We start from the raw sequence: 12181 nt of genomic DNA, 5'->3' as shown, positions 1-12181 counted from the left end.
ACCCCGCCTCGCGTCGCGCGAAAAGCCCGAAGTCCGGAGTTGTTATGTCTGAAGCGACCGCCCCAAAAATTCCCGTGACCGTCCTGACCGGCTATCTCGGTGCCGGCAAGACCACGCTGTTGAACCGCATCCTGTCGGAAAACCACGGCAAGAAGTACGCCGTCATCGTCAACGAGTTCGGCGAGATAGGCATCGACAACGACCTCATCATCGGCGCCGATGAGGAAGTGTTCGAGATGAACAACGGCTGCATCTGCTGCACCGTGCGCGGCGATCTCGTGCGCATCATAGAAGGCCTGATGAAGCGCAAGGGCAAGTTCGACGCCATCATCGTCGAGACCACCGGTCTTGCCGATCCGGCACCGGTGGCCCAGACCTTCTTCGTCGACGAGGACGTGCAGAAGAACGCGCGCCTTGACGCGGTCGTCACGGTTGCGGATGCCAAGTGGCTGTCCGACCGTCTCAAGGATGCACCCGAGGCCAAGAACCAGATCGCCTTTGCCGACGTCATCGTGCTGAACAAGACCGATCTCGTCACCAAGGCCGAGCTTGCCGAGGTCGAGGCTCGCATCCGCGCCATCAACCCCTATGCGAAGCTGCACCGCACCGAGCGCTGCTCGGTGGCTTTGGCGGACGTGCTCGACCGCGGCGCTTTCGACCTCGACCGCATCCTCGACATCGAGCCGGACTTCCTGAATGCCGAGGATCATGACCACGACCATGATCATCATCACCACGGTCACGACCATCATCACGATCATGATCACGGCCACGGCCTGAAGCACTATCACGACGAGGACATGCAATCGCTGTCGCTCAAGACCGACAAGCCGCTTGATCCGAACGTGTTCATGCCCTGGCTCCAGAATCTGGTGCAGGTGGAGGGCGGCAAGATCCTGCGCTCCAAGGGCATCCTCGCTTTCCACGACGACGACGACCGCTACGTCTTCCAGGGCGTGCACATGATGCTGGAGGGCAATCACCAGCGCAAATGGAAGGACGGCGAGCCGCGCGAGAGCCGCCTCGTCTTCATCGGTCGCGAATTGCCGCAAGATCTCATTCGCCAGGGTTTTGAGAGCTGCATCGTCTCGTGATGAAAGAGTTTACGCCGCCCGCCGATTCCGCCTCGATCGTCTCCGTCACCGAGCGCGTCAAACCGCTCGCGCTCGGGATGGTCGTGACCTCCGTGCATTTCCTTGGGCCCCGCGCTGCCTTCGTCGGCGGCGAGGAGAACGTCGCGTTCGTGGATGGCCAGGGCGAGATCAGCAAGGTCGCCGTGCACAGCGGCGGCATTCTCTCGGCCGCCTCCGACGGCAAGCGCCTCATGATGGGCGGCGACGATGGAAAAGTCGTATCGCTCGACGCCAAGGGCGAAGTGACGCTGCTTGCCACCGACCCGAAGCGGCGCTGGATCGATGCGGTAGCGCTGCATCCGGACGGTGCCTACGCCTGGTCGGCCGGCAAGACTGCTTTCTTCAAGAGCGGCAAGAGCGAGGAGAAGTCGCTCGAGGTGCCCTCGACCGTCGGCGGCCTCGCGTTTGCGCCGAAGGGCCAGCGTCTCGCGATTGCTCATTACAACGGCGCGACGCTGTGGTTTCCCAACATGGCGGGATCGGCCGAATTCCTGCCCTGGGCCGGCTCGCATCTCGGCGTTACCTTCAGCCCGGACAACAAATTCCTGGTCACCACGATGCACGAATCGGCGCTGCACGGCTGGCGGCTTGCCGACAACAGGCACATGCGCATGACCGGCTATCCCGGCCGCGTCCGCTCGATGTCGTGGAGCGCGGGCGGCAAGGGGCTCGCGACTTCGGGCGCCGACACCGTCATCATATGGCCGTTCGCCAGCAAGGACGGCCCGATGGGCAAGGAGCCTGCGATGCTCGCGCCGCTCCAGGCGCGCGTGTCGGTCGTTGCCTGCCATCCCAGGAACGACATCTTCGCCGCCGGCTACAGCGACGGCACCGTGCTGATGGTGCGTCTGGAGGACGGCGCCGAGATCCTCGTCCGCCGCAATGGCACCCCGCCGGTGGCCGCGCTCGCCTGGAACGCCAAGGGGACGCTGCTGGCGTTCGCCGACGAAAATGGCGACGGCGGCCTGCTGGAGCTTTAATCTGTCATCGTTCCGACCGTAGATGGGGCCATGCGGTTTCTGACGACCTTTCAGATCGCTGACTTCGCGGACACGCTGGTCAGCCTGTTCACGGCGTTCGTGCTGGGCACGCTGATTGGGGCTGAGCGGCAGTACCGGCAGCGCACCGCGGGCCTGCGTACCAACGTGCTGGTCGCGGTCGGCGCCGCCGCCTTCGTCGATCTCGCCATGCACCTGACCGGCGCCGACGGCGCGGTGCGGGTGATCTCCTACGTCGTCTCGGGCATCGGCTTCCTCGGCGCCGGCGTCATCATGAAGCAGGGCATGGACGTGCGCGGGCTCAATACCGCGGCGACGCTGTGGGCTTCGGCCGCGGTCGGCTCCTGCGCCGGCGCCGACATGGTCGCGCAGGCCGCGGCGCTCACCGTCTTCGTCATTGCCGGCAACACCATGCTGCGGCCGCTGGTCAACGCGATCAACCGCATCCCTCTCAACGAGAAGACCTCCGAGGCGACCTATTACTTCAAGCTCGCGGTCGCATCGGACGCCTTGCCCGACATGCGTGACCGGCTCGTTGAGAAACTCGAGAGCGCAAAATATCTGGTGGCCGATATCGAAATGGTCGAAACCGGGGATGATCTGATCGAGATCGTGGCAAAGCTGGTCGCGAGCGCCGTCGATCCAAACGAGCTGAATGCAGTGGCCACCGATCTCCAGCACCTGCCCGGCGTCCGCCACGCCACCTGGGAAGTCAGCACCACGGACTGAGCGCGGCAATTGGGCGCGCAGCCGCCGAGTTCCCGCCCCCGCGGGCAGGGAACCGCGGACCGGCGATTTCGTTGATCCCACGGACAAAGGCGGTGATCGACATGCCCGGCCAATATGACAAGCGCAGACTGAAGCTCGACCTGATGGTTGCCTGCTCGCTGTTCGCAGCAGGAGTTGTGGTCTCGGGCATGTCGCTGGCGCAAATCCGCGCCGAGACTCGGATGCAGACGGCCCAGGCGACGCAGCCCCTTCAGGGCACGCCGTCCGACGATCAGAACAAGCCCGCGGAAGCCAAGCCCGGCGGCGACCGGCCGACCACGCCCGCCCCAGAGCCGGCGCGACCCGACCCGCAGACGCAGGGCGCTGCGGGCGCGGCTAAACCAGCATTGCCGCCGGCGCCAGCCGAGAAGATCGCGCCTCCGATCGAGAGGAAGTAGCTAACTGCCAGTTGTGGCGTCATGGCCGGGCTTGTCCCGGCCATCCACGTTCTTGGAGTCGCGAGAAAGAAAGTGCGTGGATGCCCGGGACAAGTCCTGGCATGACGGCATAATCACCGCACCAGAACGTTCCGGAACTGCCAGGGATCGCTGGTGTCGATGTCTTCCGGAAACAGTCCCGGACGATCCGTCAGCGGCGTCCAGTCGGTATAAAAACCCTTCACCGGGCCGAGATACGGCAGCTGGATTTCCAGCAGACGGTCGAAATCCATCTCGTCGGCTTCGACAATGCCCTCGTTCGGGTTTTCCAGCGCCCACACCATGCCGCCGAGCACGGCGGAGGTCACCTGCAGGCCGGTGGCGTTCTGGTAGGGCGCGAGTTCGCGGGTCTCTTCGATGGAGAGCTGCGAGCCGAACCAATAGGCATTGTTGTCGTGGCCGAACAGCAGCACGCCGAGCTCGTCGATGCCGTCGACGATCTCGTTCTCGTCGAGGATTTGGTGCTTTTCCTGCATCTTAGCGGCGCGGCCGAACATTTCATGCAGCGACAGCACGGCATCGTCAGCCGGATGATAGGCATAGTGGCAGGTCGGCCGATAGACCGCCGTGCCCGATGCGTCGCGCACGGTGAAATAGTCCGCGATCGAGATCGACTCGTTGTGGGTGACAAGGAAGCCATACTGCGCGCCGCGGGTCGGGCACCAGGTGCGCACGCGGGTATTGGCGCCGGGCTGCATCAGATAGATGGCGGCGCCGCAGCCGGATTCGTGGGTGCGCGCATTCTCGGGCATCCATTTTTCGTGGGTGCCCCAGCCGAGTTCTGATGGCTGCACGCCTTCCGACAGGAAACCTTCCACCGACCAGGTGTTGACGAAGACATCGGGCTCTTTTGGCTTCTTGGAGCGCTGGGTGTCGCGTTCGGCGATGTGGATGCCCTTGATGCCGGCCTGTCGCATCAAGTCCGCCCATTCGGCTTTGGTCTTCGGCTTGGGGGCATTGAGCTTCAGGTCAGCGGCGACGTTGAGCAGCGCCTGCTTGACGAAAAACGAGACCATGCCGGGATTGGCGCCACAGCAGGAGACCGCTGTCGTCGAGCCTGCAGGGCGCGCCTTCTTGGCGGCCAGCGTTGCTTCGCGAAGGGCGTAATTGGAGCGCGCTTCCGGGCCTTTCGAGGAGTCGAAATAGAAGCCGAGCCAGGGCTCGTTGACGGTGTCGATATAGAGAGCGCCGAGCTCGTTGCAGAGCTCCATGATGTCGGTTGAACCGGTGTCGACCGAGAGATTGACGCAAAAGCCCTGGCCGCCGCCCTCAGTGAGCAGCGGGGTCAGCAACTCCCGATAATTGTCCTTAGTCACGCCCTTCTGGATGAAGCGCACATTGTGCTTCTCGCAATGAGCCTTGCGACCCTCGTCCTTCGGATCGATCACGGTAACGCGCGACTTGTCGTAATCGAGATGCCGCTCGATCAGCGGCAACGTGCCTTTGCCGATGGAGCCGAAGCCGACCATGACGATGGGACCAGTGATCTTCGCGTAGATCTGCGAGGCGGGGCTCATGGGATGGTTTCTCCGGAACGTGCTGGCGAACAAATGGTGAGGGATGGCTCAGGCGCTGCGGCGCTTGGCAGTGGCTTCGATTTCGACCTTCATCTCGGGCTTGTAGAGCGCCGAGACGACGAGAAGCGTGGCGGCCGGGCGGATCTCGCCGAGGACTTCGCCGCAGACCGCGAAATGCGCGTCCGCATCCTTGATGTCGGTGAGGTAGTAGGTCACGCGGACGATGTCGGCCATCTCGAAGCCACCCTCCTTCAGGGCAGCTTCGATGGTCTTGAAGCAGTTGCGTGACTGGTTCGTGACATCGGCCGGCATTGTCATCGTGGTGTAGTCGTAACCGGTGGTCCCCGCGACGAAGGCGAACTCGCCGTCGATCACGGCGCGGCTGTAGCCGGCGGTCTTCTCGAACGGGGAGCCGGTGGAAATCAGGCGGCGGGACATTGGTCGTGGGCCTCGACTGAAGGGGGCGTTTGGCGGGTTAAAGGGCGTTTCTCAGGCCCGCGCAACCCTAAAGCAAAGGGCACGCGCGAGCATCTCCGCTCGGCGCGGCTTCGGTATCGCCATCATGGCAATCCCTTACGCCGCGCGCGCCTCGAGGGCGCGAACTACCCTCCGTTTGGGTAGGGCCGCGCCAGTCGGGACGATCATCCCCTCGGCGCCATCCAGCGCGCCTGTCGTGAATTCGATCGCCAGCAGGCGGTCGCGTTCGAACGGACCGGGCAGCGACAGCTCGCCGGTGTTGGCCACGGAGAAGCCGAAGCGGGCGTAATAAGGGGCATCGCCGAGCAGGATCACGGCGGCATGGCCGCGCGCCCGGGCGGCAGCCAGCGCTTGTTGCATCAGCGCGGCGCCGATCCCGAGCTCGCGGCAGGCAGGGTCCACCGCTAGCGGTCCGAGGACCAGAGCGGGCCTGCCTCCGGCGCTGACGTGCCACAGCCGCACGGTTCCCACGAGCTTCCCCTCGCGCATCGCGGTCAGCGCGAGGCCGGCTGCGGGTGCGCGTCCGTCACGCAGGCGCTGGCAGGTGCGGCCATGGCGGTTCTCGCCAAAGGACGCATCGAGCAGCGCTTCACGCATCGCAACGTCGGCCGCACGCTCCGCACGGATCGCGAACGGAGCGGCTTTCGAGGTGGGATCAACCTGTGTCTTCCGAAGAGTGGTCATGGCGCGTCAGTCCCCGCTTGAAACGGACGTGCCCAAAGCACGCCGGTCCAAGGCGTCGTCAGAAATCGAAATGTCAGGGAGGGAGCCGGCAAGCCGGCTCCCGGGTTCGTCAGGCCTCGGAAAGAGAGGCGATCAGATATGGTAGGTCTTCAGCGGCGGGATGCCGTTGAACGCCACCGCCGAGTAGGTCGACGTATAGGCCCCGGTGCCTTCGATCAACAGCTTGTCGCCGATCTCGAGCGTCACCGGAAGCGGATACGGGTTCTTCTCGTACAGCACGTCGGCGCTGTCGCAGGTCGGGCCCGCGAGCACGCACGGCGTCATGTCCGCGCCGTCATGCGGGGTGCGGATGGCGTAACGGATCGACTCGTCCATGGTCTCGGCGAGACCGCCGAACTTGCCGATGTCCAGATAGACCCAGCGCACCTCGTCTTCGTCGCTCTTCTTCGAGATGAGCACGACTTCGGACTCGATGATGCCGGCGTTGCCCACCATGCCGCGGCCCGGCTCGATGATGGTCTCCGGAATCTGGTTGCCGAAGTGCTTGCGCAGCGCGCGGAAGATCGAGCGCCCGTAGGTCACCACCGGCGGCACGTCCTTCAGGTACTTGGTGGGGAAACCGCCGCCCATGTTGACCATGGTCAGGTTGATGCCGCGCTCGGCGCAGTCGCGGAACACCTGCGAGGCCATCGCCAACGCACGGTCCCACGCCTTCACCTTGCGCTGCTGCGAGCCGACATGGAAGGAGATGCCGCACGGCTCCAGGCCCAGACGCTTGGCAACGTCGAGTACGTCGACGGCCATCTCCGGATCGCAGCCGAACTTGCGCGACAGCGGCCATTCGGCGCCGGCGCAGTCATAGAGGATGCGGCAGAACACCTTTGCGCCGGGCGCGGCACGGGCGATCTTCTCGACCTCGGCGGTGCAATCGACCGCGAACAGCCGAATGCCGAGCGCGAAGGCGCGAGCGATGTCGCGCTCCTTCTTGATCGTGTTGCCGAAGGAGATGCGGTCGGGCGTCGCGCCGGCGGCCAGCGCCATCTCGATCTCGGCGACCGTCGCGGTGTCGAAGCAGGAGCCCATGGAGGCGAGCAAAGTCAGCACTTCCGGCGCCGGGTTCGCCTTGACGGCATAGAACACGCGGCTGTCGGGCAGCGCCTTGGCAAAGGTCTGGTAATTGTCGCGCACGACTTCGAGGTCGACGACGAGGCACGGTTCGGTGTCGAGGCCCTCGCTGCGGCGGTTGCGCAGGAATTCCTGGATACGGTCGGTCATAGCACTCTCCCAAACGGCCCAGCGACGGGGATCCGTTCAAAAAATGACGTCGGATAAGAGCGCTCCGGCCAGATCGCGCGATGGAGGCGCGACGAGCCAAAGACTCACATCAGACTGTGCTGCCGTGGATTGGTTGGGAATGTTCCCGCCCGCACACCTGGCAATGAAGGACAAGCCTTTTCAGTAGCCCGCGCCGGCGTTGGACTGCCGGTAGAGACCAAAAAAGCCCGATCCGTCGTTGCTTTAAGTCGCGTCCCCCGTTGAGAGCGGGGTGCGCCGGTTCGCCTCCGGCTGCCAGTCACGGTTGCAAAGAGCAAAGTCACCTTCGACAAGGCATCTCTTTGAGAGAGATGCTGGACGCTCCGGGTTTGCTTTCGTCTTCCGGCTATGAGCCTTCCGACTTCCACACTTCCGAAGAGCCCCTCGGCTTCTTCACCCCTTGGCGGCTGTCCGGCCTCTTGTCCGGATACCTACCGACTGACACACGACCACAGGCACGTGCGAAATTGGGCAATCCGCACATAAGTGTTTTGACTCTGCTTCGCAAGAGATTTTTTAGACTGCGAACAGAATTGCCTAACATCTGCTTGCGCAGTGTTGCGCGAGCGACGCGGAAGATGAACGCGCGTTAAGTTTTCTGCGCGCGTGTCTCTCGCACGCCTACGCGCTTCAGCCGCGCTTCGTGAACGGCTCGACGCGCTGAGCGGCGCGGATGAAGGCAGTCATCACGAGCACGCCGAGTGCAAACAGCGCGGCCTGAAGGATGTGCGTGCCCTGCTCGCCCAGCCCGAACAGGATCGCGAGCGCCCAGCCGCCGGCAAACGCCGCGCCGAACACCTCGGCGCCGATCAGGATGGCGGCGCTGATGACGGTGATGACGCTCGGCCAGACGATCCGACGGGAAGACGAGGAGGTCGCGTTCATGAGCTCAGGGGTCCTAGGCTTGGAGGGCCGCAATCTCCCCGAAAAGGCAGCCGGGAGCAAGGGCAAATGGCCCAAAAAAGCCCCATCGCGTGCTATAGCTGGCCGCAACAATCGAGCCACAAATCGGGACTTGTAATGTCAGAACCCCGCCAAACTACGGACTCCGAGACCAACCCGCTGCTGAAGGCGTGGGTGACGCCGTTTGCGACCCCGCCCTTCGACGAGATCAAGCCGGAGCACTTCCTCCCGGCCTTCGAGCAGGCCTTCGCCGACCACTCCGCCGAGATCGCAGCGATCACCAACGACCCGACCGCGGCCGACTTCGCCAACACCATCACGGCGCTGGAGCGCTCGGGCAAGCTGCTCAGCAAGGTCGCGTCGGTCTTCTACGACCTCGTCTCGGCGCATTCCAACCCGGCCATCCTGGAGATCGACAAGGAGGTTTCCTTGCGGATGGCGCGGCACTGGAATCCGATCATGATGAACGCCGTGCTATTTGGCCGCATCGCCCAGCTGCACGAGAACCGCGCCAATCTCGGTCTGACGCCGGAACAGCTCCGCCTGCTCGAGCGCACCTACACCCGTTTCCACCGCTCCGGCGCCGGCCTCTCCGAAGAGGCCAAGACGCGGATGGCGGAGATCAACGAGAGACTCGCCCAGCTCGGCACCAGCTTCAGTCATCATCTGCTCGGCGACGAGCAGGAATGGTTCATGGAGCTCGGCGAAGCCGACCGCCAGGGCCTGCCGGAGAGTTTTGTCGCCAGCGCCAAGGCTGCGGCAGAAGAACGCGGCATGGCCGGAAAGGCCATCGTCACTCTGTCGCGCTCCTCGGTCGAACAGTTCCTGAAGAGCTCGGCCCGGCGTGACCTGCGCGAGAAGGTCTACAAGGCTTTCACCGCGCGGGGCGACAACGGCAATTCCAACGACAACAACGCGACCATCGTCGAGGTCCTCAAGCTGCGCGAGGAGAGCGCCAATCTCCTGGGTTACCCGACCTTCGCGGCCTACCGGCTCGAGGATTCCATGGCCAAGACGCCGGAAGCGGTGCGCGGCCTTCTGGAGCGGGTCTGGAAGCCGGCGCGGGCGCGGGCGCTCGCCGACCGCGACGACATGCAGGCGCTGATCACCGAGGAGGGCGGCAATTTCAAGCTCGCCCCCTGGGACTGGCGCTTCTATGCCGAAAAGCTGCGCCTTCAGCGCGCCAATTTCGACGACGCCGCGATCAAGCCGTATCTCGCGCTCGACCACATGATCGCCGCCGCCTTCGACTGCGCCACGCGCCTGTTCGGCGTCACCTTCGAGGAGCGCAAGGATGTGCCGGTCTGGCATCCGGACGTCCGGGTTTGGGAGATGAAGGGACGGGACGGCAAGCACAAGGCGCTGTTCTATGGCGACTACTTCGCCCGGCCCTCGAAACGCTCTGGCGCCTGGATGACCTCACTGCGGGACCAGCAGAAGCTCGACGGCGAGGTCGCGCCGCTGATCCTCAACATCTGCAACTTCTCCAAGGGCGCGGATGGGGAACCCTCGCTGCTGTCGCCCGACGACGCCCGCACCCTGTTCCACGAGTTCGGCCACGGCCTGCACGGCATGCTCTCCAACGTGACCTATCCGTCGCTGTCGGGCACCTCCGTATTCACCGACTTCGTCGAATTGCCCTCGCAGCTCTACGAGCACTGGCAGGAGCGACCGGAGGTGCTGCAGCAGTTCGCCCGCCACTACCAGACCGGCGAGCCGCTGCCGGACGATCTGCTGCAACGGTTCCTGGCCGCGCGAAAATTCAACCAGGGTTTCGCCACCGTCGAGTTCGTCTCCTCGGCGCTGATCGATCTCGAATTCCACACCCAGCCGGCCTCCGCCGCGCAGGATGTCCGCGCCTTCGAGAGACGCGAGCTGGAAAAGATCGGCATGCCCGAGGAGATCTCGCTGCGTCATCGGCCGACGCAATTCGGTCACATCTTCACCGGCGATCATTATGCCGCCGGCTATTACAGCTACATGTGGTCTGAGGTGATGGACGCCGACGCCTTCGGTGCATTCGAGGAAGCCGGCGACATCTTCGATCCCGCCGTCGCAAAACGTCTGCACGACGACATCTACTCGAGCGGTGGATCGGTTGATCCGGAAGCCGCCTATGAGGCCTTCCGCGGCCGGCCGCCGGAGCCGGACGCGCTGCTGCGCCGCCGCGGCCTGCTCGACGCTCCGAAGGCGGCCTGAGGGCATGCGCGCCCTGTTCGGGCTGCTGCTCGCTGTCGCCCTGTCGCTCGCGGCAGGCGCGGCGCAGGCGCATCCGCATGTCTGGATCACCGCGACCAGTGAACTGCTCTACGCCGAGGACGGCACCATCACCGGCGTGCGCCACGCCTGGACGTTTGACGACATGTTCTCGGCCTATGCCGTGCAGGGGTTGGAGAGCAAGGCCAAGGGTGCCTATACGCGCGAGGAGCTGAGTTCACTGGCGCAGACCAATGTCGAGTCGCTGAAGGAATATGCCTACTTCACCTTCGCGCGAGCCGACGGCAAGAAGGAGCGATTCCAGGAGCCGGTCGACTACTTCCTCGACTACAAGGATACGGTCCTGACCCTGCACTTCACGCTGCCCCTGAAGAACCCGGTCAAGCCCAGGCAATTGGTGCTCGAAGTGTTCGACCGCTCCTTCTTCATCGACTTCCAGATGGCCAAGGACAATCCGGTCAAGCTGGTCGGCGCGCCCGCCGGCTGCCAGATGAAACTTGACCGGCCGAGCGACGGCACCGCGACCGCGCAGAAGCTCAACGAGCAGACTTTTATGAACGGCGAGAATTCCAGTTTCGGCATGATGTTCGCCAACAAGATCACGGTGGATTGCCCTTGAAGCCGCAACTCACGCCCATGGCGCGCGGGCTCGCTGTCTGCGCCGGCGTTCTTCTCGTCGTGGGCGTGACCGATGCGGCGCTCCACGATCTCCTCGCGCAGAACCCGTTCGGCGCGCCGCGTTCGACACAAGCTGCCCAGCCCGAGGCCGGCGGCTTGATCGGCTGGCTGTTGGCAAAACAGTCGGAATTCTATCGGCAGATGTCGGCGACCATCCGCGCCGCGAAGTCCGATGGCTCCGCGGTGTGGACGCTGCTCTTCATCTCGCTTGCCTATGGCATCTTCCACGCGGCTGGTCCCGGGCACGGCAAGGCGGTGATCGCCTCCTATCTCGTCGCCAATCGCGAGACCGCCCGGCGCGGTATCATGCTGTCGTTTGCCTCCGCGTTGATGCAGTCGCTGGTGGCCATCCTGATCGTCGGCATCTCGGCCTGGGTGCTGAATGCGACCGCCAAGACCATGTGCAAGGCGGAAGGCGCGATCGAGATCGCAAGCTACGCGCTGATCGCGCTGTTCGGCCTGCGGCTGGTCTGGGTCAAGGGACGCACCTTCATCCGCGCGCTGCAGGCGGTTCAGGCGGTGCCGGCGATCGCGGGCGTGCCGCATGACCATCATGATCTCGGTCACCACCATCACGATGCGCACGATCATCATGGCCACGATCACGCCCAGGCCCATCATCACCACCAGCATGACCACGTTCACGACGAGCATTGCGGCCATTCCCACGGCCCCACGCCGAGCGAACTCGCCGGCCCCGGTGGCTGGGGACGCGGCTTTGCCGCGATCCTGACCGTCGGCATCCGCCCCTGTTCGGGCGCGATCCTGGTGCTGGTGTTCGCGCTGGCCCAGGGCCTGTTCTGGGCCGGCATTGCCGCGACCCTGCTGATGGGGCTCGGCACCGCGATCACGGTCGCGGCCATCGCTGTGGTCGCCGTCTCCGCCAAGGGCATCGCCGCCCGCCTGAGCGCCGGACGCGACGGCGGCGGCGCACTGTTCATGCGCGGCATCGAATTCGCCGCCGCCGGCGTCGTGCTGCTGTTCGGCGCGGGTCTGTTGTTGGGCTACGTCGCGGCCGAACGGACGACGTGTTTCTGAGTTTTTCCCTCACCTTC

12 protein-coding genes are annotated in these 12181 nt (G+C 64.5%); 7 read left to right on the top strand and 5 right to left on the bottom strand.

From position 1 onward, the window contains the following. Window positions 1-44: 44 nt before the first annotated feature. From N551_RS0102170 to N551_RS38615, 4 genes are all read left to right on the top strand, one after another. Entirely contained in the window at window positions 45-1094 is a 1050-nt protein-coding gene (locus tag N551_RS0102170; RefSeq protein ID WP_027565551.1) for a GTP-binding protein, read from the top strand. Next, the gene (locus tag N551_RS0102165; RefSeq protein ID WP_027565550.1) at window positions 1094-2113 is read left to right on the top strand and encodes a WD40 repeat domain-containing protein; all 1020 of its coding nucleotides are present in this window, start codon (window positions 1094-1096) and stop codon (window positions 2111-2113) included. The genes N551_RS0102170 and N551_RS0102165 overlap by 1 nt, the downstream gene beginning before the upstream one ends. Window positions 2114-2143: 30 nt before the next feature. Then, on the top strand, window positions 2144-2860 hold the full coding sequence (locus tag N551_RS0102160) for an MgtC/SapB family protein (RefSeq protein WP_027565549.1): 717 nt from the start codon (window positions 2144-2146) through the stop codon (window positions 2858-2860). A 101-nt stretch (window positions 2861-2961) separates the two neighbouring features. After that, window positions 2962-3297: a hypothetical protein gene (locus N551_RS38615; RefSeq protein ID WP_007597175.1), complete on the top strand. Its 336-nt coding sequence runs from the start codon at window positions 2962-2964 to the stop codon at window positions 3295-3297. A gap of 113 nt (window positions 3298-3410) precedes the next feature. Here the strand turns inward: N551_RS38615 and N551_RS0102150 are convergent, their stop codons facing one another. From N551_RS0102150 to N551_RS0102130, 5 genes are all read right to left on the bottom strand, one after another. Continuing rightward, the gene (locus N551_RS0102150; RefSeq protein WP_027565548.1) at window positions 3411-4853 is read right to left on the bottom strand and encodes a homospermidine synthase; all 1443 of its coding nucleotides are present in this window, start codon (window positions 4851-4853) and stop codon (window positions 3411-3413) included. Between the two features lie 48 nt (window positions 4854-4901). Next, window positions 4902-5291, bottom strand: coding sequence for a RidA family protein (locus N551_RS0102145; RefSeq protein ID WP_027565547.1), 390 nt, complete (start codon window positions 5289-5291; stop codon window positions 4902-4904). A gap of 135 nt (window positions 5292-5426) precedes the next feature. Further along, a complete protein-coding gene (locus tag N551_RS0102140; RefSeq protein ID WP_027565546.1) occupies window positions 5427-6014 on the bottom strand; it encodes a GNAT family N-acetyltransferase in 588 nt (195 codons plus the stop codon). A 132-nt stretch (window positions 6015-6146) separates the two neighbouring features. Then, on the bottom strand, window positions 6147-7289 hold the full coding sequence (locus N551_RS0102135; RefSeq protein WP_027565545.1) for a type III PLP-dependent enzyme: 1143 nt from the start codon (window positions 7287-7289) through the stop codon (window positions 6147-6149). Between the two features lie 669 nt (window positions 7290-7958). Then, window positions 7959-8213, bottom strand: a complete 255-nt coding sequence (locus tag N551_RS0102130; RefSeq protein WP_007597166.1) for a hypothetical protein — start codon at window positions 8211-8213, stop codon at window positions 7959-7961. 135 nt (window positions 8214-8348) lie between these two features. Here N551_RS0102130 and N551_RS0102125 point away from each other — a divergent pair, with 135 nt between their 5' ends. From N551_RS0102125 to N551_RS0102115, 3 genes are read left to right on the top strand one after another with little or no spacing between them, the layout of a single operon-like run. Further along, entirely contained in the window at window positions 8349-10430 is a 2082-nt protein-coding gene (locus N551_RS0102125; protein ID WP_027565544.1) for a M3 family metallopeptidase, read from the top strand. Between the two features lie 4 nt (window positions 10431-10434). Further along, window positions 10435-11067, top strand: coding sequence for a DUF1007 family protein (locus N551_RS0102120; RefSeq protein WP_027565543.1), 633 nt, complete (start codon window positions 10435-10437; stop codon window positions 11065-11067). A 17-nt stretch (window positions 11068-11084) separates the two neighbouring features. Then, the gene (locus tag N551_RS0102115; RefSeq protein ID WP_371180054.1) at window positions 11085-12164 is read left to right on the top strand and encodes a nickel/cobalt transporter; all 1080 of its coding nucleotides are present in this window, start codon (window positions 11085-11087) and stop codon (window positions 12162-12164) included. The last annotated feature ends 17 nt before the right edge of the window (window positions 12165-12181 follow it).

This window comes from Bradyrhizobium sp. URHA0013, assembly GCF_000518345.1.
GTDB lineage: Bacteria > Pseudomonadota > Alphaproteobacteria > Rhizobiales > Xanthobacteraceae > Bradyrhizobium.
This window is presented reverse-complemented; position numbering and strand designations above follow the sequence as displayed.

What these genes read in the sequence shown, in the direction of transcription:
- N551_RS0102115 (WP_371180054.1), top strand. Translation starts at nt 11,085, where the DNA reads ATGGCGCGCGGGCTCGCTGTCTGCGCCGGCGTTCTTCTCGTCGTGGGC.
- N551_RS0102160 (WP_027565549.1), top strand. Translation starts at nt 2,144, where the DNA reads ATGCGGTTTCTGACGACCTTTCAGATCGCTGACTTCGCGGACACGCTG.
- N551_RS0102150 (WP_027565548.1), bottom strand. Translation starts at nt 4,853, where the DNA reads ATGAGCCCCGCCTCGCAGATCTACGCGAAGATCACTGGTCCCATCGTC.
- N551_RS0102145 (WP_027565547.1), bottom strand. Translation starts at nt 5,291, where the DNA reads ATGTCCCGCCGCCTGATTTCCACCGGCTCCCCGTTCGAGAAGACCGCC.
- N551_RS0102140 (WP_027565546.1), bottom strand. Translation starts at nt 6,014, where the DNA reads ATGACCACTCTTCGGAAGACACAGGTTGATCCCACCTCGAAAGCCGCT.
- N551_RS0102130 (WP_007597166.1), bottom strand. Translation starts at nt 8,213, where the DNA reads ATGAACGCGACCTCCTCGTCTTCCCGTCGGATCGTCTGGCCGAGCGTC.
- N551_RS38615 (WP_007597175.1), top strand. Translation starts at nt 2,962, where the DNA reads ATGCCCGGCCAATATGACAAGCGCAGACTGAAGCTCGACCTGATGGTT.
- N551_RS0102170 (WP_027565551.1), top strand. Translation starts at nt 45, where the DNA reads ATGTCTGAAGCGACCGCCCCAAAAATTCCCGTGACCGTCCTGACCGGC.
- N551_RS0102120 (WP_027565543.1), top strand. Translation starts at nt 10,435, where the DNA reads ATGCGCGCCCTGTTCGGGCTGCTGCTCGCTGTCGCCCTGTCGCTCGCG.
- N551_RS0102135 (WP_027565545.1), bottom strand. Translation starts at nt 7,289, where the DNA reads ATGACCGACCGTATCCAGGAATTCCTGCGCAACCGCCGCAGCGAGGGC.
- N551_RS0102165 (WP_027565550.1), top strand. Translation starts at nt 1,094, where the DNA reads ATGAAAGAGTTTACGCCGCCCGCCGATTCCGCCTCGATCGTCTCCGTC.
- N551_RS0102125 (WP_027565544.1), top strand. Translation starts at nt 8,349, where the DNA reads ATGTCAGAACCCCGCCAAACTACGGACTCCGAGACCAACCCGCTGCTG.